We start from the raw sequence: 22,508 nt of genomic DNA on the forward strand, positions 1-22,508 counted from the left end.
TGTTTGAGCGTAGCGAGTTTCTGCCCTTTAGCGAAGTGAAGGAAGCGAAGTAGGGAGAAAAAAGTCAGCCTTGAATTTTTCTTTGCTTCTTTCTTTTGTTTCAAGACAAAAGAAAGAAGATTACTTCATGGAGCCCCCCACAATATCCAGCAATTCGTTTGTAATCGCCTGCTGCCGGCTCTTATTATACTGCTTCGTCAAATCCTGAATCAGCTCGTTTGCATTGTCCGTAGCCACTTGCATAGCTAGCGTACGTGCAGCGTGTTCCGATGCATTGGAGTCGACAGCAGCAGTAAAAATCTTCTGGCTCAATACAGTTGGGATTAAACTGGCGATTAATTCTTCCGCGTTTGGCTCGATGATATAATCATTAGCAATTTCGTTCTCCTGTATATCTTCCTTACCTCTGTTTCCCTCCTTGTTCCCGTCCTCTTCGCCAACCACATTCGTCAGATTAATAGGAAGATACGTCTCACGGAGAAGAATCTGTATCCCCATTGATTTGAAGTGATGATAGATTATTTCCACACGGTCTACCTCGCCTGCCACATACATATCCATCAGTCGGTGAGCCAGTTCGGCAGCCTCCTGATACGTCGGTTTATCGGAGAGCGTCGGAGAAACCTCCTGCGGTTTGAAACCCATCCGTTTGGCAGCTTCATCCACTTTCTTGCCTACCGGAAATATCAAGATATTATCCTGTCCTAAAGTACGGAATTCCCCGATAGTCTGCATCATCATTTTGATGACGTTGGCGTTGAAAGCACCACAAAGAGAAGTGTTCGAAGAAAAAACAACGATTGCTACACGCTTCACTTCACGCTCCTGCACATAAGGAGATTCGATAGGCAGGTCCGCGCTTAGGAAGTTAGTCAGAATCTTGTTCAACTTCTTCTGATAAGGCAGCATATTCTCAATGGCTCCTTGTGCCTTATGTAATTTGGCAGAAGCCACCATCTTCATTGCTGAAGTGATTTTTCGGGTACTCTTGACCGAATTTATTCTGGTTTTTACTTCTTTCAGTGAAGCCATAGTGATAATTAAAAATTAATAATTAAAAATTAAAGGCGATCAGATAAATTGTTTAGCAACCATGGCGGCAGTCTCTTCGATAGCCTTGGTCACCTTATCGTCAATCACACCCGTTTTCAATACATCCAGTACATCCTCCTGATGATTCAGTTGCAGAGATTCGATGAAGCTACGTTCAAAGTCCTGCACCTTATCCAAGGGAACATCGTGGAGCAGTCCGTGTGTACCACAGTAGAGGATAGCAATCTGCTGCTCTACGGGCATCGGACTGTATTGAGGCTGAATCAACAGCTGGCCGTTCTTACGTCCCTTATCAATGGTCAATGCGGTAATCGGGTCCATGTCGCTGCTGAACTTGGAGAACGCTTCCAGTTCACGATACTGTGCCTGGTCGATCTTCAATGTTCCCGCCACTTTCTTCATGGCCTTAATCTGCGCGTTACCACCTACACGGGATACAGAGATACCGACGTTGATAGCCGGACGCGTACCCTGGTTGAACAAGTCAGTTTCGAGGAATATCTGTCCGTCAGTGATAGAAATCACGTTCGTCGGGATATAAGCCGATACGTCACCAGCTTGCGTTTCGATAATAGGCAATGCCGTAAGCGAACCACCACCTTTGACAATACCCTTCAGACTTTCCGGAAGGTCGTTCATTTCGCGAGCCACTTCCTCCTGGCTGATAATCTTGGCAGCACGTTCCAACAGACGGGAGTGCAGATAGAAGATATCACCCGGATAAGCCTCACGACCAGACGGACGGCGGAGAATCAGAGAAACCTCACGATAAGCTACCGCCTGCTTGGAAAGGTCATCATAAACCACCAATGCATGACGACCGGTATCACGGAAATACTCGCCAATGGCAGCACCCGCAAAAGGAGCATAATACTGCAATGCAGCCGGATCACCAGCCGTAGCAGCCACCACAATCGTGTAGTCCAGTGCTCCGTACTCACGAAGCGTATTAACGATAGAAGCAACGGTAGAACCCTTCTGACCGATAGCCACATAAATACAATATACAGGATCACCTGCCAGGAAGTTACTGCGCTGGTTGATAATCGTATCAATAGCGATGGCAGTCTTTCCCGTCTGACGGTCGCCGATAATCAACTCACGCTGTCCGCGACCGATAGGAATCATGGCGTCTACCGCCTTCAATCCCGTCTGCAACGGTTGGTTCACAGGCTGACGGTAGATTACCCCCGGAGCTTTCCGTTCCAATGGCATATCATACAGTTCGCCGCCGATCAATCCTTTGCCATCGAGCGGTTCGCCCAACGGGTCGATCACACGTCCCAGCATACTCTCTCCTACACGGATGGAGGCGATACGTTTGGTACGCTTTACAACAAATCCCTCCTTGATCTTGTCCGTCGGCCCCAACAGTACAGCTCCCACGTTGTCCTCTTCGAGGTTCATCACAATTGCTTTGATACCATTGTCAAACTCCAGCAATTCATTGGCTTCGGCATTCCGCAGTCCATAGATACGCACTACGCCGTCGCTCACCTGGAGCACCGTACCAATTTCGTCAAGTTGCACATTAGCGTTGATTCCTTCGAGCTGCTTGCGCAATATATCAGATACTTCGCTTACTTTTATATTTTCAGACATTATACAATTCTCCTATTCTTATCAATAAATTGTTGTTTCACTCGCTTCAACTGCGTGGCAACACTTGCATCCAGCCGGTAGTCGTTGACATCGAAGATAAATCCGCCTTCAATAGAGGGATCTACCACCGTTTCCAGTTCCATCTGGGCATGCAAGATATGCTCTGCCGCAGAGCGGATCCGGCTTTCCGTTTCCTTATTGACAGGAACGGCTGTAATCAACTTGCCTATTCCGATGTGCTTCAGTTTCCGGTAAAGATCCAGATACATCAGGCTGATAAATTGCAGATAGCCTTCACGCCTGTTGCGCAGTACCAAAGTGATAAAACGGACAAACTCTCTGGTCGATTTTCCGTCACCATCGGCAGCTGTGCAGACTAACGCCAACTTCTCCTTGAATGAGATGACAGGATTATCAAGCGCTTCACGCAGACCGGGCAGTTCACAAAAGCTGTGTGACAGAGTCAAAAACTCCTGATACAACCTATCCTCCATACCTTTTTCCTGTGCGTATTCAATGATGGCTTTCGCATAACGCATTGAGAGTATTCCGACTTCCATCTTCCTTAGTTCTTATTCGGGGTTAGTACTTCATCCAGCATACGGTCGATCATACCCATCTGTGCTTCCTTGTCCTCAAGACTCTTGCGGAGCACTTTCTCGGCGATGTCCACAGAAAGCACGGCTACCTGGCGACGGATGTCGCGGATGGCTTCGTCTTTCTCTATCTGGATTTGTTGTTTCACCGCATCCAGTTCTTTTTGTGCGGCAATTTCGGCTTGTTTACGGGCCTCGTGAACAATCTTGTCACGTTCTTCCATTGCTTCCCTCAAGATGCGTCCTTGTTCTTTGTTGGCAGCTGCCACCAATGCGTCGCCTTCTTCTTTCAGTTTAGACAACTGGGCATTAGCTTCTCTCGCCACCTCCAAAGACTGGTCGATATAAGTCTTGCGACCCTCCACCATCTTGATGATGACGGGGAAGCCGTATTTCGCCAATATCACGAACACAATCCCGAATGAGAGAAACATCCAGAACAGCAGGCCACTATCAGGTAATAGTAATGACATAATCTTTATTTACGATTTTACGATTTACAATTTACGATTTCGCGGCTGATCATGATTTGAAACATGGCTCACGCCTGCGAAATTCGCTTGTTATATGCCTGATTAGAGGAAGAACACCAACAGACAAACTACTACCGCCAACAAAGCCACACCTTCAATCAAGGCGGCAGCGATAATCATATTCATACGGATGTCCCCTGATGCTTCCGGCTGGCGTGCGATTGCTTCCATTGCCGAACCACCGATCTTACCAATACCCAAACCAGCTCCGATTACTGCAAGACCTGCACCGATAGCTGCACCTAATTTACTAACTCCTACTGCTGCTGCAGTGGCTTGTAACAATACTGATAGTAACATAATTTTCAGTTTTAAAATGGTTTATATTTTCTCTTGTTTATTATTTAATCATTCATTCCGCGCGTCTATTCCGTATCTTTTTTATCGACGTTTTCACCGCGTTTCATTTCAATCTTCTTCTGTTTTCACTTTGGCACCTTCCTGTGCCAGTCCGATAAACACTGCCGACAACATCGTAAATACGTAAGCCTGGATGAAAGCAACCAACAACTCAAGCGCATTCATAAAGATGTTGAACAATACGGATGCCACCGTCAGCGTGCCGTTCAGTGCAGGCCCCATGCTTGCCGAGATAAAGATCAGGCAGGTGAGCACCAGCATCGCCATGTGTCCTGCCAGCATATTGGCAAAAAGACGGATCATCAAAGCAAACGGTTTCGTAAAGATTCCGAAGAACTCGATGAACGGCATCATCGGTATAGGCACTTTCAACCACCAGGGCACATCGGGCCAGAAAATATCCTTCCAATAATGTTTCGTACCGAAGATATTCACTGCCAGAAACGTGCAGACTGCAAGCACCATAGTGATAGCGATATTTCCCGTCACGTTCGCCCCTCCGGGAAAGAACGGAATCAATCCCATCATGTTATTGATAAAGATGAAAAAGAACGCTGTCAACAGATACGGTGCAAACTTCCGGTAGTTGGGTCCTACACAACTCTTGATAATATCGTCGTTCACCATCATGATAAACATCTCCATGAATCCGATAAATCCTCCCGGCGCTTTCGCTCCTTGCGGGCGTTTTCTGTACCAGTGTGACACGCTCAATACGATAACGAGCAACAACACGCTGTTGAACAGCAAAGCAAACGTCACTTTTGTGATGGAAATATCCCACGGGCGAACCTGTTCGCCTGCCGCATTATACTCTACCAGTTTGCCCTCGTACTTGCTTCCTTCAGGAGCGATGGAAAGTCCTTCATAAGTATCTCCATTCTCTTCGAGACGGGAAGAAAGGAACGTGTGCCAACCTGTAGTGCTACTATAAACAATGATAGGTAATGGTATAGTAATGTGCGTGTTACCCCACGTTGTGATATGCCATTCGTAGGAGTCTCCGATATGACCGAACACAATTTCTTTCACATCCACCGTGTTCTCCTGTTCCTCTTTCGGAGTAATCTCGTCCTGCGTCTGTTGTGACACCGCTTCCCCCTCCTGCTCCTGTGCAGGAACCGGCAAGCTGACCACTGCCATGAGGCAGAACAGAATTAACGGAGCTACTATGTTATGCAACTGTTTCATTTTTCTTCTTATTTTTCTTTTTCCGTTTCTGATTCAACTCAAAAGAGAAGAAGAACCAGGTTTCGAATACCAGATATATCAAATAGAACGAGATAAACGTCAGCAGAAAGGCTCTGGCTTCTTCGCGAACGGCAAGACAATAAATCAATACCAGAATCAGCGATAGAATCATTTTTATCATCTTTATTGCCAGATACAACAGTAACAATCTCTGTGGAGCATGCCGGCGGCAAGCGTCGAACATATAGATGCTAAACAGACCAAAGAAGTAAAAATAGACCGGAATAAACGGATACCCTCCGAAATAATGTCCTGGCAAAGCGAAGTGTAGAATGACAGCTCCGAGTGCCGCACTTATTACTGCAAATAAGGTATGCAAAAAAATAAAATTCCGTTTAGTTTTACTTATATTCACCATGTTACTGTGTTTTTCTGTAAAGTTATAATCTCGTTTTTTTCACACTTTTGATATTTAGTCTTTGTGCCGGTGGGGAACTTCCGTCAGGAAACACACGCGGAAACCGTACCGTCACTCATTTCGACAAAACCGCCCTGAATATCCATCGTGTGCTCTTCTCCGTCCATCGTCGTGTAACTCAACGTTCCCTCTTTCAACGACGAAACAATGGGCGCATGCCCGGGGAGAATAGAAAACGAACCGATCATTCCCGGCAATGTGACAATCTTCACATTTCCGTCGAATATGCTCTTTTCGGGCGATACTATACTCAAATGCAGTTCTTTCATCATGCTATCTTTTTATTTTTTTGCCTGTTCCAGCAATTTCTTACCTTTCTCTATTGCCTCCTCAATGGTTCCGACATTCAAGAAAGCCTGTTCGGGAAGATAATCCACTTCTCCTTCCAGAATCATCTTGAATCCCTTGATAGTGTCTTCGATGCCCACCATCACGCCCGGAACGCCTGTAAACTGTTCGGCTACGGCAAACGGTTGCGAAAGGAAACGCTGCACACGGCGGGCGCGGTTCACTACCATCTTGTCTTCTTCCGAAAGCTCTTCCATACCGAGGATGGAAATAATGTCCTGCAATTCCTTGTTACGTTGCAGAATTTGTTTCACTTGCTGCGCTACGTCGTAGTGCTCCTGACCAACAATGTGCGGATCGAGGATACGTGACGTAGAAGCCAACGGGTCTACAGCCGGATAAATACCCAGCTCCGTAATCTTACGATCAAGTACGGTAGTGGCGTCCAAGTGGCTGAAAGTCGTTGCAGGAGCCGGGTCGGTCAAGTCATCGGCAGGCACATACACCGCCTGTACGGAAGTGATAGAACCTTTGCGGGTAGACGTGATACGTTCCTGCATCGCACCCATTTCCGTAGCCAGCGTAGGCTGGTAACCAACGGCGGACGGCATACGTCCTAAAAGGGCGGACACTTCCGAACCTGCTTGTGTGAAACGGAAGATATTATCGATAAAGAACAAGATATCGCGTTTCTCACCTTCTTTTCCTGCGTCGCGGAAAGATTCCGCTACCGTCAGTCCGGACAATGCCACAGAAGCACGTGCGCCCGGAGGCTCGTTCATCTGACCGAAAATCAGAGACACCTGCGATTTCTCCAGTTCGTTATAATCCACTTTCGAAAGATCCCAATGACCTTTCTCCATTCCTTCCTTGAATGCCTCGCCGTAACGGATTACACCGGATTCAATCATTTCGCGCAGCAAGTCGTTACCTTCGCGGGTACGTTCACCTACTCCGGCAAATACAGAGAATCCGTTATGTTTCTTGGCGATATTATTGATAAGTTCCTGAATCAATACAGTCTTTCCTACACCGGCGCCGCCGAACAAACCGATCTTACCACCTTTGGCATACGGTTCGAGCAGGTCGATCACCTTGATACCTGTGAAGAGCACCTCTTGCACAGTTGTCAAATCCTCAAACTTAGGGGGTTCTCGGTGAATGGAATATGCACCTTTACGGTCGAGTCCTTTCATACCGTCGATTGAATCACCGACTACGTTCATCAGCCTTCCTTTAATCTGTTCGCCAATCGGCATCGTGATCGGGCCTCCGGTGGGATACACTTTCATGCCTCTCTGAAGTCCGTCAGTACTATCCATCGCTACGGTACGCACCGTATTTTCACCGATATGTTGCTGAACTTCTACAACCAGTATTTTGCCGTTTGGCCTCTTTATCTCCAGCGCGTCGTGGATGCTTGGCAGCACCAATTCTGCATCCGTACCTTCAAAGTACACATCGACCACAGGGCCGATCACCTGCGAGATATGTCCGATAATCTGTGACATAAGCAATCTCAATTTATTTATATTATTCTTTTCTCTCCCTTTGACTTTATAATATGACAAGGAATGAACATTTTTCGCGTTTTACCTATTTTCATTATTATAGTAAACAGTTGAGTTCAGTTTTTGTTCAACTATTTTCTATATTCGATAAACTTCTGTCCTTAGAAATAGTTAAAGAAACAACTGCGCAAATGTAGAAACAATTCCGTGTCGTTGTGCTTCCTTTTTCATTATTTGTCGTTCGATAACACTTATTAGACCTACAAAGACTACAGATTAACCAATTCCGGCGGCTTTCTGCTATAAATTAAAAGCAAAACAAGTTTAGTACTAATAAACTATCAATAAACTAAATTATCTCCTCCAGTTTCCTATCTCCCTGTTTAAAATCAATGAATTAGCCAGAACAGAAAATAGTAGCAAAGGCAACTAGTTTTGTGTTCGAACACAGAAAAGACGGTTTTTCCATGCTTTCCTTAAGAAAGTTTAAAGTCAGACTCCCTGTTTTCCTACTATTCATTCTTTCATATTCCGTATTCCTGCGTTAAGACCCACATCCATCTTTATAAACTTCCCGATTTATATAAAAGAGCAATATAATAACGCTCTATACAATTATTATCTCATTTTTTTGCTGTAATTTTGCACCACTTAATATAAAACACTCAAAATGATGAAGAAAATACTATTACTCGGTTCCGGCGAACTAGGAAAAGAATTTGTAATTTCAGCTCAACGTAAAGGCCAGCACATCATTGCTTGCGACTCCTATGCGGGAGCACCGGCTATGCAAGTGGCCGATGAATTTGAAATATTCGACATGTTGAACGGTGAAGAACTGGAACGAGTGGTGAAGAAACACCGCCCGGACATTATCGTTCCGGAGATTGAAGCAATCCGTACAGAACGTTTATACGACTTCGAAAAAGAAGGTATTCAGGTAGTTCCCAGTGCCCGTGCCGTGAACTTCACCATGAACCGCAAAGCCATCCGCGACCTTGCCGCTAAAGAACTCGGATTAAAAACGGCCAAATATTTCTATGCCAAAACCTTGGAAGAACTGAAAGAAGCTGCCGATAAAATAGGTTTCCCTTGTGTCGTTAAGCCGTTGATGTCTTCTTCCGGCAAAGGACAATCGCTCGTGAAGAGTGCCGACGAACTCGAACACGCTTGGGAATACGGATGCAGCGGCAGCCGTGGCGATATTCGCGAACTTATCATTGAAGAATTTATCAAGTTCGACAGCGAAATCACCCTGCTCACCGTTACTCAAAAGAACGGTCCTACCCTCTTCTGCCCTCCCATCGGACACGTGCAGAAAGGTGGCGACTATCGTGAAAGTTTCCAACCTGCACACATTGATCCCGCCCATTTAAAAGAAGCGGAAGAGATGGCCGAGAAAGTAACCCGTGCACTGACAGGCGCAGGACTTTGGGGAGTTGAGTTCTTCCTAAGCCACGAAAACGGAGTCTATTTCTCCGAGCTTTCCCCGCGTCCGCATGACACAGGTATGGTGACACTGGCGGGCACACAAAACCTGAATGAGTTCGAACTCCACTTACGTGCCGTGCTCGGCCTGCCCATTCCCGGCATCAAACAAGAACGGATAGGTGCAAGCGCTGTGATCCTTTCCCCGATTGCCAGTCAGGAACGCCCTCAATATCGCGGACTGGAAGAAGTGACGAAAGAAGAAGACACCTACCTCCGTATATTCGGCAAACCGTTTACCCGCGTCAACCGCCGTATGGGAGTGGTGCTTTGCTATGCTCCGCTGAATGCCGATTTGGATGCCCTGCGTGATAAGGCAAAGAGAATTGCCGGGAAAGTAGAGGTTTATTAAAATCCAAAGAACCATAGAAAACTAGAGGAATCATAGAGAAGATAAAAAACGAGGCGTGTGTCGAAAGTTAGTGATTACCACTTATTGACACACGCCTCACTTTTTCAGAGAATATCTATCGATTCATCACCATCTTATTCTTTAGAAGAACACCATCCGCTTGTTTATAATTTCAAAAAGTTTGTTTTTTAGCACATTAGCATTGATCGGTTTGGAAGCATAGCCGTCGAACCCTTCGCTAAGAATACGCTGCTCATCCGAAGCATAAGCATAAGCCGTGATAGCGATGATAGGAATTTCGGCAGATAGTTTGCGTATCTCTTTCGTTGCTTCGTATCCGTTCATTATAGGCATATTGATGTCCATCAATACAATATGCGGATGCTTCTCCTTGAACAAATCGACAGCCTCCTGACCATTCCAGGCATGGATAATATTGAAATCCTTGTGCAAGATATTCTCGAACAATTTATAATTACTCTCGTTATCTTCGGCAATCAAAATACTGATATCATCGCGATGCACGTGCATCATGTCGAACTTCGGTTCCTGCGACTGCATCTTTTTTACAGGATGATAAGGCAGCGTAAACCAGAAAGTAGAACCCTTTCCGTACTCCGATTCCACACCTATTTTCCCTCCCATGTGCTCCACAATCATCTGGCAGATTGAAAGTCCGAGTCCTGTGCCTTGCGCAAAACTGTTGAGCTTCACAAAGCGGTTGAACACCGTTCCCAGTTTGTCCTCCTGTATGCCACAGCCCGTGTCGGTCACATAAAAGCGCAACATATTCTCTTCTTTCTCCAGTGTATATCCGAAAGTGATGCTACCGCCTTTATCGGTGAATTTGATTGCATTGGTGATAAGATTCGTAATCACTTGGTTCAACCGGTTGCCATCTGTTTCAATACAACAATCCGGCATAGGCTCCATCAGGCTGAAAGCCAGCCCTTTTTCTTCCGTTCGGGCTTGCAGTGAGCATTTTATACCCCGCAAAATCTCGCTCAAATGCTTGGGCAGGTAAGCAAACTCAAGTGTGCCCGATTCTATTTTGGACAAGTCGAGGATGTCGCCCACCAGTTGCAACAGCAGCTTGTTGTTGTTTTCGATGATCGTAATATACTCTTCTTTTTCTTCCGGTTCCTCTACGGTAGGTAATAGTCCGGAGAAACCGACAATCGCATTCAGCGGCGTGCGTATCTCGTGGCTCATATTGGCAAGGAAGGCACTCTTCAGGCGATTCGATTCCTCGGCACGGTCCTTGGCACTTACCAATTCCTCTTCCAAAGCCTTGCGGGCGGTAATCACCAATGAAGAACCTACCAACGTCAGCGGGCGACCGTTTTCGTCACGGGTGGCAACAGTTGCCTGTGCTTCCACCCAGTCCGTTTGCAGTCCCGTAGCCGTGCGGGTAACCACCCGGTATTCTTCTTTCACCTTCTTGATAGTTCCGGTTATCAAATCCTGATAAGCCTTCTCGATGCGTGGCCGGTCTTCCCTGAATATTTTTGCAAAGTACTGTGCATCCGGCACAGAAAGTTGCTCTTCGGTAACATCCTGTTCTTCGGTGCTCAATTCGATAGGACGGTTTATGTCGCAAAGAATCATCCTCCGTTCCAGATCCCACTTCCAAGGAATGATGTCGGCCACTTCGAGAGCCATAATCAACTTCTGGTTTGTGGCGTTCAGTTTTTGCTGGGTGTGATACAAATCCGTGCTGTCCACACCAAACACATCTATGTAATCTTTCTTCGAGCTAAGAGCCAGCACGATTTCCTGATGCTTATTGGTCTGTGGGGTATAAAATGAATACGTGATCGGACGTTTTCCCTTATCCAGAATCTTCACATAGTTTATAGAGGCAAGGAAGTTTGTTCCAAACAATTCACTGGCCCGTTTGCCGATTACATCCACTTTAGATTCATACTGTTTCAGGAAATGCTTGTTTATGGAACAGATTTCCATATCAACGATTTCGCCCTCATCATCACGTATCAGACGTTCACGGGCATAGATGATAGGCATATTATCAAACAAATCCGACAACTCTTGTGCCGTTTCCAATTGCGTCTGTTGGGCTTCACGCACCCTGCCTAACGCTTTTATTCTTATATATTGATAAAGCACCACAAAGAGAATAACAAAGAAAGCGATAATGGCTATGAATAAATAGCCATACTGCTGCCATACAGTTTGCGGACGGTTGAAAAAGACAGAACCGGACGGACAACTGTCCGGCGAGAAATTCCGTTGCAACAAAGCGGGATAATTGAATATATTTTCTCCCTTCGGAATGTAAAACGGGATAGTGCGCGGAGCAACTCCCGACAGTACAGCGGAGAGTGTTTTGAGCAACTGCTCGTTGAAATCCGTTTGTGAATACATAAACCCTCCTATCATTCCGCTATTTACGACCAGAGAGTTTTTAAGTGCAAATATCGGAGTCACACTATTGGAGATTACCTGGAATGAATTAGCTTGCAACTGCACATTTCCGGCTACCACCTGACGGGTGAACCAGGATGAAAGAAGTACTCCCGTGGTAGCACTGTCCACTTTGTTCAGTTTCAACAGCAAACTGTCCGTAGTCATATTTGCAGCCGAATAGAAATCATATTCCAGCTCCGGATATGCCTTCTGCAATAACTGTTTCATGTCAGTATTGAGTTGCTGATTCACATAACGTCCGTCTCCGATCAGGATAATCTTCTTCATACCGGGAATCATATGTTGCAGCAGCTTCACATTTTCCTCAATAAACACACGGGTCTGGAGCAGTGTGAGATTATACTCTTCGGTGAAGTTGGTAAGCGGAACCTGTTCGGACGGTACTACCGGATATTTTTTAATGTAGCAGTCATCGGGACCCATATAACTCTCTTCCCCGCACAAAATGAGGGGAACATCTCCCCATGCTTCACGCATCTCATTGCGGAAGAGCATCATCGAGTTGCCCAACAGCAATACGGCTTTAGGTTTCTTCTTTCCATATTTGGCAAAGATATTCGTTTTGAGGTCCGCCAGTTTCAAGCTGTCATCAATCATCAGCATATTCATGTTTTCCACATATACTTCTGTTTTTCTTTCCATGTTCAGCCATTGCAGAACAGGGGGAAATGATGGCATTACTCCAAGGAGCATCCGATGTATAGGTATTAAGTATTAGCAGATAATCACTCTGGAAAATGGTATCTTCTTTCACTTGAGGAAAAAGGGTGAGAGTCCAAAGGCATAGACTTACCAGCAAAATGGCTTTACGGAACTTTAGTGCTTCCATATTTTCTTGTTGTTTTATTTGTGATATTGATAAACTTCGCAAATCTATGATTTATTTTTGGTATTTTGAGTAAAAACATCAAAAAAAGAAATGATTTTCACTCACTTTCCGAAAAATATCAGTTTATCTTCGTTATTATGCGAATCCCGTTCCAGAAAGTGCATACGCACACTCTGAAACGGGACTACACTTTTGAATGACTCCGGATTCATCGTCCAAAAAAATTTCTACATACCTATTTATATAATTATGTCTTTCTCCGGCGACCCGAATTCGGCTTTTACCTCAAAACAGGGACACGATTTCACCCATTCTTCCGGCTCTATTTCACCATTTCCGTTCAGGTCGGGACTAAGATCACGATGGCCGCACACCCTGCAATCCGGGTAATCCCGCAACAACGTGAGAACCAATACGCGCAGTGAGTGCTTCTGCCATTCGGTACGGGTGTCTTTGGGCTGCCCTGTGCGGTCGACATGTGTACCGAAGCAGTTTGAATGCAATCCGCACTTTTCTGGGTTCGGACAAGATGCCGTTTCGGCAACTGACGCCCAAATGGTTGAAGCGTTTTGAGAACAGTCTACGGGAACATGGATGCAGTTGGAACACGGTGTCTACTTATCTGCGGAAAGATTATTGATTTTGTGAAGCGGTCAAGAGGGAAAGCAATCTCCTGACAAATAAGACGTTACTTCGTAGGTAACGGAAATTTAATTTGAAACGAAAAAGGACACAGAGTATGTATATACTGTAACTGTCAACATGCCGGATGATGGAAAAGTAGAAGCCGGACAATAGTCACCTTTTGGATTATTTTATCCTTCTCCTTGACCATATTCAACAAAAAAGCGCTATCTTTGTTTTGTAATTGAGACACAACATACAATGGGAAGATTTATCAATCCCTTTACCGATTTTGGCTTTAAGTTTTTATTCGGCAGAGAGGTAGAAAAGGAGTTATTAATTGACTTCTTGAATGATTTGCTCGTAGGAGAGCACATAATCACCGACATCCAGTTCCTCAACAACGAACAGCAGCCGGAAGTAAAAACAGAGCGAGGTATTATCTACGACATATATTGCGTAACCGACACGGGCGAACGCATTATCGTAGAAATGCAGAACCGGGAACAGCCTTATTTTAAAGACCGTGCCCTCTTCTATCTCTCACGAGCCATCACGCAGCAAGCAAAAAAAGGTGTTTGGGACTTCCAGTTGGATGCAGTGTATGGAGTGTTCTTCATGAATTTCGTGATGGACAAGGATATGCCCGCTAAAATCAGAACGGATATTATACTTTCTGACAGGGATACTGGGAAGCTCTTCAACAACAAGTTCCGGCAAATCTTTATCGAACTGCCGAACTTCAACAAAGAAGAGGATGAATGTGAAAACGATTTTGAACGCTGGATTTATATATTAAAGCATATGGACACACTTGACAGAATGCCTTTCAAGGCTCGCAAAGCAGTTTTTGAACGACTGGAGAAGTTGGCTTCCAAAGCGAATATGACCCAGGAAGAAAGAGCGCAGTACGAGGAAGAATGGAAAATTTACAACGATTATTTTAATACGTTGGACTTTGCTGAAAAGAAAGGAATACAGAAAGGACTGCAAGAAGGGATACAGAAAGGTCGACGGGAAGGACGGCAAGAAGTTCTTATCGAGACCGCTCGTAAATTCAAAGAAATGGGATTTACTACTGAAATGATTGCCAAAGGCACCGGACTTTCAAAAGAAGAAATAGAAAAGCTATAAAATCGACTTATTACGATTAGTACCTCCTCGGAGGAAAACAGGAATACATATCAGAAAAATAAAAGTCCCGTTTTGTCTTGCAACAAAACGGGACTTTCTCTATAAAAAAACTACTACCTATCGTTTCTTGCTCAAGAAACGCTTTGCCAAATACTTACGCAAAGGTTCATCATAGAATTTCAAGCTTAGATAAGCCAGTACAATGCATAATGCGTAAACACATAAAGCTACCTGCCAAGTCTCGCCCAGCGTATAGAGTTGATTCTTAATCAGCCATGCATAGAACAGATACATCAACGGATAGTGTATCACGTAGATCGGATAAGATATATCTCCCAAGAACTTACATATCTGCGTTGACCGCTTATCCGTCGTACTTCCCGACGCACCCAGCCACACAAGGATAGGGAAAGCTACGACAATGCAAAACGCTTCATACACACCGTTCGTACAAACCGGCTCTGCACCCTCCAAATAAGGAACGGAAAACAGGGCAATCAATACAAGGGTACATATCCAGAAAGCGCCTTTCACTTTCACTGGTTTGAAGTTGCGGGATAAAAGCATACCCAAAGAGAAAGGGAAAAGCATTCTCAATGATCCGCCCAAGAAGTTTACACCATCCAGCGTCCATCCTACCCCCATGTTTCCATAACCGGAGACATCGAAGATGGCGAATGACGTCAACGCCACTCCCAACAATACCACCATCACAGTCAACGCCTTATTAGACAGACGGCGAATGAACAACGCATAAAGGATATTGCCTATATACTCGAAAAATAACGACCAGCACGGCCCGTTCAGCGGAAACATCTCGCCATTGCCACGAACCTCATAGCCCGCCCCCGGCATGGCAGGAATGAAAAATATCGTGCAAAGAAGAGACAACATCACCATGGATATGGCAACGTGTGTTCCATCCCATTGCACAGAGCCCTGAATGCAGAACGTGATAGCTCCCAGAACAGCCCCCCAGAACAACCATGGGATGAAGACGTATCAACCGGCGTTTAAAGAAATCTTTCATAGTGAGACTCTTACCCCAACGGTCGTCGTAAGCGTAACCGATCACAAAACCCGAAAGGATAAAAAAGAAATCCACGGCCAAATATCCGTGATTCAAAGTTTCAATAGCACTATTACTGGCAAAAGCGAAGCCCTCGAATACATGATACCAGATCACCATAAGAGCCGCCACACCGCGAAGTCCGTCAAGAAGATCATAATGCGCCTTGGTGTCTGAAAAGGCTGAAGCAGAAATGTTCGACATTTGTTTTTCTATTAGTAAGTTAGTATTTTCAGAGGACAAAGATACGGTTTGCGCTACGAAGTTTCTTTGCTCTAAAGCAAAAAAGCCCTGCTAATCGCTATTTTTTAGCGCGCACCCGGCTAAGGGTATAGATGGAAATGCCCAAAAAAGCAGCCACATATTTCAGCTTCACCCGGTTTATCAGTCCGGGATAGCGGCGGTTGAACTGTTCGTAGCGTTCTTTGGGCGAAAGTTGGAGGCGTTCCACAAACATGTGGCTAAGCTCCTTGTTTACATTCTGATGCAGGATTCTTCCCCAGTTGGCTATGTCGATATACGTTTCGTAGAGGGCATTCAGCTTGTCGATGTGGATAACGTAGATTTTGCAAGCGGAAAGCGTTTCAACGCTTTCTATCGATGGTTGCTGATAGTAGAGCGAATCCATGCCGAACGTAACGTCACCCTCCTGACTGAACCACGTAGTGGTGTCCTCTCCGTTGTGATGGAATATAGAACGGGCAATGCCCTCTTCAATGAAATAAACCAAGCGGTCTGTCACTCCTGCCTGAACAATATAGGTATCTTTGGGATAATACCTTAATTCCATATTCGCCTGAAGCGCTTGAAGTGCTTCGTCGGAAACCGGATAGATTTGCCTGATTTTACGAATGATATTTTCCATTTGGGGGAATGGCGTATTGGGGGTTAATGACGTACTTTAGGATATTTATTATTAAAACGGAAACCAAGACCGAGCATCAGATAATTAGGAGTCTGGAAATCCTGAAGATTGTAGCCGATGTGAAGGAATGAACTCCGGGTGACGTCTATCTTCAACGCAAAGACCTGATACAGTCCGCGCAAATCGCCACGCCCCAGCACATTTGTTCCCAAGCCGACACCGATAGTAAAAAACGGCATCACGTATTCTGCCCGTCCGGAGAGTCCCAGCGCAAGCTGATGCTGAATGCCCGGCACGAGAAATTTACGACGGGAGGAACCGCTGCCGCCATCGTACTCTACCAGCGCATCTTCGGTGTACACATTGGCACTACCGTCATAGACACCATCCAGCGAGACTCCGAAGCGCAGCTTATAGTTGAGATTGTACATCGGAGCAAAGTTGAATCCCGCTACGGGATAGCTGCCCGGTGATGCAATCTGTTTCTCGCCCACATAGACACCTTTCCGGCGCCACGAGCCGAACAACACAAGGTCATAACTGACGTGCCGCGGAAAACGGGGAACGTAGGGATGAACCAATGATTTAGTGAGGTCGGCTTCTTCCCGGTTGAAGTTGTACACCAGTCCGATTTTCGCTCCGGTGGTGTTGACACCTGCATTGGGAAACTTGGTGTTGCCGTTAGAGAAATGCGTGAAGTCTCCGCCGATGATAAAGTCGAAATAACGGGAAAGCGACCAGTTAAGGTAGATACCTGCGTTGAGATAGGCATTCACCCGTGAGCCTACGGCTCCGTTGTAAGAGTTGTAATCGTTGTCATAAGGTTTCCATCCGGCAGAGATACCGAAATTCCACTCGTAATTGAGCGAAAGGCGGGGATTGAAACGGGCAATGCGTGCACCTTGAAAGACATAGAACGTCACAGGATCACCCAGCTGCTTTTTATCGCCAAAGGTGATGAAGGCCAAGCCGAAACCTTGATAGGCTCCGCCATAGATGCGGTCGGCACAGGTGTTGGGACGAAACTTGAAAGAGTATTTCAGATGAGCGGCAAATGAACTCTGGATGGGTTTCCACCGTTCGTTCTCGCCTTGCAGGAAAGGATTGGTGGGAAACACGTATTGCGGCCGCGCCTCTATCCCCAACCGGTGAATGAAATGGTGGGGAACATAGGGAGCTACGGTGTCGGCTCCGCATTGCGGGAAACTATTGTGCCGGAAGCCATGAATTTCTTCCTGCAATCTCCGCACTTCTTCACGAAGTTGGCGGACGTCCTGCTGGAGCTGTTTCACCTCTTGCCGCATTTCCTTCATCTCTTTCTCTTCCTGCCCTACCTCCTGCGCACAAAGCGAAGTGCCGGGAAAAAGCAAAGCGGAACAGATTACGGCAATTTCCCATCTGGGTATCTTTACTCTCATATAATAGTCTGGTTAGTCTTTTCAGAACGGAAGTTATAAATGGAGCTTCTCAATAAACTGTGCCACATGATAGCCGTCCATCAATCCATGATGGCAGGTTACGGAAACGGGCATCATCAGTCTTTCTCCGTCGCGGAAGTACTTTCCGGTGGAGATTTTGGGAACACTGTCGCCCGAACGCATATTGGTGGGGTGCTTCATGTCGGTGAATGAGAGCCACGGCACTGCCGAATAATGAATGGCATTGGGATGGAAAGTGCCTCCTTTGTTGAGTCCCGTAGTGGCTTGCAAACGTTCCATCTCTGCTTTTGCCCGACGAATAAAGACGAGTTCGTCCGGATCGTATTCAAAGGCGGCAAAAGAAAAGGTATGGTCGGCACGGCCTACGGTAGCTTCGGGCAGAAGGCTGTCATAGCACACCACCTTATCGCCTTCGATGCGGTAACGGAATTCTTCTACCGCAGCAGCGGCTGTCGTTATCCGGTGGAGGACTAACAGGGAAAAGGATATGCCTTTGGCTTTGGCTTCCTGATACGCGCGCGTACAGTCTACCTGAACGGTTACTCCGAAAAACGGATCGTCAAAAGCACTGAAATGTTCGTAATGTTCTCTTCTGTTCCAAGTAGCAATATCGATGATCTTCTCCTATCTGATTCATTCTAAACACTCTTTTTTAGGTTTCACCACAGAGGACACAGAGGACACAGAGTTTTTTCGGTAAGGTAAGACCGGAAACAATGGAATCAATTGCATTAATCCGGTGAAAAAGTTCTATAAAAGCTCTATAAAATCTCTGTGTCCTCTGTGTCCTCTGTAGTGAATAAATTACTGATGTTGCTCACGCAACAGGTCGTTCACTGTTTTTACCGGGTTGAAGGTGGAAAGTGGCACTTCTACAAAGACGGTATTCCAGTCGCTCATCGCACCGTTCCACAAGCCGGGAAGTTCGAGAGCTTTCAGGTCTTTGCCGTTCTTCGATTTGTAGGAGATGAAGCCTGTTGCCTTATCTACGTACTTCACCAGGTCGAACTTATGTCCTTTATAATCGCGCACAGCACATACGAGGTCTACCGGATTGAAGTGTGTGCCTTTCTCGAACATTTCTTTCTTCTCCGGATCGTCCATGTCAATCTGTGAGCTTTCGAGGATTTGCAAGGAGATGGTTCCGTCGCTGTTGTAAGCAAGGAACGGGCCGCCACCGGGTTCGCCTACGTTCTTCACCATTCCGCAGACACGCATCGGGCGGTTGAACTTGTTTTTCAGGTAGATGGCGAGTACGGAATCTTCGAGGTCTTTCGTCTCCGGATTCTTGCAGAAGAGTTTCTTTTGCAGGAATTGAAGCATTTCCATCATCTGGTCATGGGTGTATTTACCGCTGTCGAGCAGGGTAAGATATTCGAATACTTGTTTTTGCAAAGTCACGAGCACTCCGGCAATCAGTTTCTTATAAGTAACGGTGTCGGCCTTCAGTCTGTCGGGCACTACGTTGTCGATGTTCTTGATGAAGATAATATCTGCATCGAGGTCGTTCAGATTCTCAATCAGTGCACCGTGCCCACCGGGACGGAACAGCAGTTTGCCGTTGTCGCGGAAAGGTTGGTTGTCCATGTCGGCGGCAATCGTGTCGGTACTCGGCTTCTGTTCGGAGAAGGTGATGTAATAATCCACTCCATAGCGTTTGGAAAATTCGTCTACCTTTTCGGCTACCAATTTCTTGAAAAGTTCGCGATGTTCGGTAGATACCGTGAAGTGCACATTCACTTTACCGCTCTTTCCGGCAGCATACATGGCTCCTTCGGCGAGATGTTCTTCCATTGGTGTGCGTGAACCTTCGGGGTACTTATGGAATTTGAGCAGACCTTTCGGCAATGCGCCATAATTCAGTCCGGCAGTTTCGAGCAGGGCGGACACCACTGCTTTATAGTTACCTTCTTCGATCAGTCCGGAAATATCTTTTCCGTCGATACGCTGGCAGGCTACATTCAGATCGTCATAGAAAGCAAAATCCTTGATTCCGTCAAAGAATGCCTGTTCGAACTTGGTAGTCGGCCGGTCATAGTCGGCGGACAGGAACTCGAATAGGTTCTTGAACATACGACTCGCTGCACCGGAAGCGGGCACGAACTTCACAACAGTCTTACCTGTGTTTGTATACGCATCCCAAGCGGCCAGATAAGCCTTCTGTTCTTCTGCATCGGGAGCCAATATTCCTTTTTCGATGGAAGCGGCTGCATCCAGTTTCAAAAAGGGGAAACCCGTCTGGAAGCATGCTAATTGTTCTGCAATTTGCTCTTCCGTAATGCCTTTCTTGGCAAGCAACTCTTTGTCCTGTGTCGTTATCATAATATCTAATTTTATTAATTGATGCCCAAAAATACAAAATGTTATTTACTTCTTGCCGAATAACCGGGAAAAAAACTAATTTTACATCGAATTAACAAGATTGAATATGGACGACTTTTTTACATCGGAGGAAAAAAAGGAGCTTTTTTCACTCTACCGGCATTTGTTGCAATCTGCAGGAGATAGTATTTCCTGGAAGGATTGCCTAAAGTTAAAGAGACATCTTATCAAAGCGGCCCAGTGTAACGGTCTGCAACGCAATAACTTCGGGATGAATCCCGTCATCAGAGATTTACAAACGGCAGTGATCGTTGCGGAGGAAATCGGCATGAAAGGTTCGTGTTTGGTCGGTATCATGTTGCACGAAATCGTGAAAGGGCATGTATTGTCTATCGACGAGGTGAACGCCGAATATGGGGATGACGTGGCAAGTATCATCAAGGGATTGGTGAAAACAAACGAGCTTTATGCGAAGAGTCCGGCTATCGAGTCGGAAAACTTCCGTAATCTGCTGCTTTCTTTCGCGGAGGATATGCGTGTAATCCTGATAATGATTGCGGACCGCGTGAACGTGATGCGCAAAATCAAAGATACGGGCAACGAGGGGGACCGGATCAAAGTGGCGAACGAAGCTGCATATCTGTATGCTCCGCTGGCGCACAAGCTGGGACTGTATAAGCTGAAATCGGAACTGGAAGATTTGTCTCTCAAATATACGCAGAAGGAAACGTATTATTTTATCAAGGATAAGCTGAATGAGACGAAGGCTTCCCGCGACAAGTATATCGCTGCTTTTATCGAGCCGATCCAGAAGAAGGTGTCGGAAGCAGGATTGAAGTTCGACATCAAGGGGCGAACCAAGTCGATTCATTCGATATGGAACAAGATTCAGAAGCAGAAAACGTCTTTTGAGGGGATTTATGACTTGTTCGCCATCCGTATCATCCTCGATTCGGAACCGGATCCGGCTAAGGAGAAGCAGGAATGCTGGCAGGTTTATTCGATTGTTACGGATATGTACCAGCCGAACCCGAAGCGTCTGCGCGACTGGCTCTCTATTCCGAAAAGCAATGGTTACGAATCATTGCACATCACTGTGATGGGCCCGGAAGGGAAATGGGTGGAAGTGCAGATACGTACCCGCCGCATGGACGAGATCGCGGAACGCGGCTTGGCTGCTCACTGGAGATATAAAGGTATCAAGGGTGAAACGGGTCTGGACGAGTGGTTGACTTCTGTGCGGGAGGCGTTGGAGAATGCGGACAACGACTCGCTGAAAGTGATGGATCAGTTTAAGATGGATCTCTACGAGGATGAAGTGTTTGTCTTCACGCCCAAGGGGGATTTGTTCAAGCTCGGCAAGGGGGCTACGGTATTGGATTTTGCGTTCCATATCCATAGTAAGTTGGGATGCAAGTGTATCGGCGCGAAAGTGAACGGCAAAAATGCACAGCTTAAACAGAAACTGAACAGCGGCGACCAAGTGGAAATCATGACTTCAAACACCCAGACTCCGAAGCAGGACTGGCTGAACATCGTGACGACTTCCAAAGCGCGCACCAAGATAAGGCAGGCTCTCAAGGAGATGGTGGCACGCCAGCATGCTTTTGCCAAGGAGACGCTGGAACGGAAATTCAAGAACCGTAAGCTGGAATATGATGAAGCGACCATGATGCGCCTCATCAAGCGATTGGGCTTCAAGAATGTGACGGAGTTTTATCAGCGGATTGCCGACGGTGGACTGGACGTTAACGAGATTCTGGATAAATACGTAGAGCAACAGAAACGGGACAGTGATACGCACGACGAAATTGTGTATCGCAGTGCCGAAGGGTATAACTTGCAGGCTACGCAGGAGGAAACGACGTCTAAGGAAGATGTACTGGTGATCGACCAGAATCTGAAAGGGTTGGAATTCAAGTTGGCTAAATGTTGTAATCCGATTTACGGGGACGATGTGTTTGGTTTCGTTACGGTAAGCGGTGGTATCAAGATACACCGGGCGGATTGTCCGAATGCCAACCAGATGCGTGAGCGTTTCGGTTATCGTATTGTGAAGGCTCGTTGGGCGGGGAAATCGGTGGGTACACAATATCCTATCACGCTGCGGGTTGTAGGACACGATGATATTGGTATTGTGACTAATATCACTTCTATTATATCCAAAGAGAATGGTATCACGCTGCGCTCCATCGGTATTGACTCGCACGACGGTTTGTTCTCCGGAACACTGACGGTCATGGTGGGTGATACGGGACGTTTGGAGGCTCTTATCAAGAAATTACGTACTATAAAGGGAGTAAAACAAGTTAGCCGGAATTAATTC

Annotated in this window: 17 protein-coding genes and 4 pseudogenes; 4 read left to right on the forward strand and 17 right to left on the reverse strand. The window is 46.1% G+C overall.

What is annotated here, in order from left to right; genetic code table 11:
* Positions 1-120: 120 nt before the first annotated feature.
* From NXX38_RS20000 to atpD, 9 genes are all read right to left on the reverse strand, one after another.
* Entirely contained in the window at positions 121-1,032 is a 912-nt protein-coding gene (locus NXX38_RS20000) for a F0F1 ATP synthase subunit gamma (protein ID WP_217723235.1), read from the reverse strand.
* Positions 1,033-1,071: 39 nt separating this feature from the next.
* Positions 1,072-2,655 (reverse strand): F0F1 ATP synthase subunit alpha, encoded by a 1,584-nt coding sequence (gene atpA / locus NXX38_RS20005; protein WP_148366924.1) that lies wholly within the window; start codon positions 2,653-2,655, stop codon positions 1,072-1,074.
* Positions 2,655-3,215 carry a F0F1 ATP synthase subunit delta gene (locus NXX38_RS20010; RefSeq protein WP_148366925.1) on the reverse strand — a complete coding sequence of 187 codons (561 nt, stop codon included), beginning with the start codon at positions 3,213-3,215 and terminating at the stop codon, positions 2,655-2,657. Before NXX38_RS20010 ends, atpA begins: the two co-directional genes overlap by 1 nt.
* A gap of 5 nt (positions 3,216-3,220) precedes the next feature.
* Complete coding sequence (gene atpF, locus NXX38_RS20015; RefSeq protein WP_004295759.1) at positions 3,221-3,724, reverse strand: F0F1 ATP synthase subunit B; 504 nt, start codon at positions 3,722-3,724, stop codon at positions 3,221-3,223.
* A gap of 102 nt (positions 3,725-3,826) precedes the next feature.
* Positions 3,827-4,084, reverse strand: a complete 258-nt coding sequence (gene atpE / locus NXX38_RS20020; RefSeq protein WP_004295758.1) for an ATP synthase F0 subunit C — start codon at positions 4,082-4,084, stop codon at positions 3,827-3,829.
* 108 nt (positions 4,085-4,192) lie between these two features.
* Complete coding sequence (gene atpB, locus NXX38_RS20025) at positions 4,193-5,335, reverse strand: F0F1 ATP synthase subunit A (protein ID WP_258980822.1); 1,143 nt, start codon at positions 5,333-5,335, stop codon at positions 4,193-4,195.
* Positions 5,319-5,753 carry a hypothetical protein gene (locus NXX38_RS20030; protein WP_258980824.1) on the reverse strand — a complete coding sequence of 145 codons (435 nt, stop codon included), beginning with the start codon at positions 5,751-5,753 and terminating at the stop codon, positions 5,319-5,321. The genes atpB and NXX38_RS20030 overlap by 17 nt, the downstream gene beginning before the upstream one ends.
* Before the next feature lie 83 nt (positions 5,754-5,836).
* Positions 5,837-6,082, reverse strand: a complete 246-nt coding sequence (atpC, locus tag NXX38_RS20035; RefSeq protein WP_074557056.1) for an ATP synthase F1 subunit epsilon — start codon at positions 6,080-6,082, stop codon at positions 5,837-5,839.
* 12 nt (positions 6,083-6,094) lie between these two features.
* The gene (atpD, locus tag NXX38_RS20040; RefSeq protein WP_074557001.1) at positions 6,095-7,612 is read right to left on the reverse strand and encodes a F0F1 ATP synthase subunit beta; all 1,518 of its coding nucleotides are present in this window, start codon (positions 7,610-7,612) and stop codon (positions 6,095-6,097) included.
* Positions 7,613-8,285: 673 nt separating this feature from the next.
* Between atpD and purT the strand changes: the two genes are divergently transcribed.
* Positions 8,286-9,452, forward strand: a complete 1,167-nt coding sequence (purT, locus tag NXX38_RS20045; protein WP_217723261.1) for a formate-dependent phosphoribosylglycinamide formyltransferase — start codon at positions 8,286-8,288, stop codon at positions 9,450-9,452.
* A 141-nt stretch (positions 9,453-9,593) separates the two neighbouring features.
* Here purT and NXX38_RS20050 read toward each other — a convergent pair whose 3' ends face one another.
* The 3 genes and pseudogenes from NXX38_RS20050 to NXX38_RS20060 all read right to left on the reverse strand — a co-directional run.
* Positions 9,594-12,542, reverse strand: coding sequence for an ATP-binding protein (locus NXX38_RS20050; protein WP_258980826.1), 2,949 nt, complete (start codon positions 12,540-12,542; stop codon positions 9,594-9,596).
* Entirely contained in the window at positions 12,490-12,729 is a 240-nt protein-coding gene (locus NXX38_RS20055) for a hypothetical protein (RefSeq protein ID WP_258980828.1), read from the reverse strand. The genes NXX38_RS20050 and NXX38_RS20055 overlap by 53 nt, the downstream gene beginning before the upstream one ends.
* 239 nt (positions 12,730-12,968) lie before the next feature.
* Positions 12,969-13,244: pseudogene (locus NXX38_RS20060) on the reverse strand (N-acetylmuramoyl-L-alanine amidase); the annotation flags it as partial.
* On the opposite strand from NXX38_RS20060, the pseudogene NXX38_RS20065 reads away from it, so the two are divergent.
* A pseudogene (locus NXX38_RS20065) lies at positions 13,205-13,357 on the forward strand (phage integrase SAM-like domain-containing protein); the annotation flags it as partial. The pseudogenes NXX38_RS20060 and NXX38_RS20065 overlap by 40 nt on opposite strands.
* 257 nt (positions 13,358-13,614) lie before the next feature.
* Positions 13,615-14,487, forward strand: a complete 873-nt coding sequence (locus NXX38_RS20070; RefSeq protein WP_074557003.1) for an Rpn family recombination-promoting nuclease/putative transposase — start codon at positions 13,615-13,617, stop codon at positions 14,485-14,487.
* 117 nt (positions 14,488-14,604) lie between these two features.
* On the opposite strand, the pseudogene NXX38_RS20075 reads toward NXX38_RS20070, so the two are convergent.
* The 5 genes and pseudogenes from NXX38_RS20075 to NXX38_RS20095 form a co-directional block, all read right to left on the reverse strand.
* A pseudogene (locus tag NXX38_RS20075) lies at positions 14,605-15,760 on the reverse strand (acyltransferase family protein).
* Between the two features lie 97 nt (positions 15,761-15,857).
* Positions 15,858-16,421 carry a Crp/Fnr family transcriptional regulator gene (locus tag NXX38_RS20080; protein WP_148366929.1) on the reverse strand — a complete coding sequence of 188 codons (564 nt, stop codon included), beginning with the start codon at positions 16,419-16,421 and terminating at the stop codon, positions 15,858-15,860.
* A 23-nt stretch (positions 16,422-16,444) separates the two neighbouring features.
* Positions 16,445-17,839 (reverse strand): acyloxyacyl hydrolase, encoded by a 1,395-nt coding sequence (locus tag NXX38_RS20085; RefSeq protein ID WP_234133598.1) that lies wholly within the window; start codon positions 17,837-17,839, stop codon positions 16,445-16,447.
* 33 nt (positions 17,840-17,872) lie between these two features.
* Positions 17,873-18,497, reverse strand: a pseudogene (locus tag NXX38_RS20090) (CatA-like O-acetyltransferase).
* A gap of 167 nt (positions 18,498-18,664) precedes the next feature.
* Positions 18,665-20,182: a DUF4301 family protein gene (locus NXX38_RS20095; protein ID WP_148366932.1), complete on the reverse strand. Its 1,518-nt coding sequence runs from the start codon at positions 20,180-20,182 to the stop codon at positions 18,665-18,667.
* A gap of 106 nt (positions 20,183-20,288) precedes the next feature.
* On the opposite strand from NXX38_RS20095, the gene NXX38_RS20100 reads away from it, so the two are divergent.
* A complete protein-coding gene (locus NXX38_RS20100; protein ID WP_148366933.1) occupies positions 20,289-22,505 on the forward strand; it encodes a bifunctional (p)ppGpp synthetase/guanosine-3',5'-bis(diphosphate) 3'-pyrophosphohydrolase in 2,217 nt (738 codons plus the stop codon).
* The last annotated feature ends 3 nt before the right edge of the window (positions 22,506-22,508 follow it).

This window comes from Bacteroides sp. BFG-637, from assembly GCF_024793605.1.
GTDB classification, from domain to species: Bacteria; Bacteroidota; Bacteroidia; order Bacteroidales; family Bacteroidaceae; genus Bacteroides; species Bacteroides vicugnae.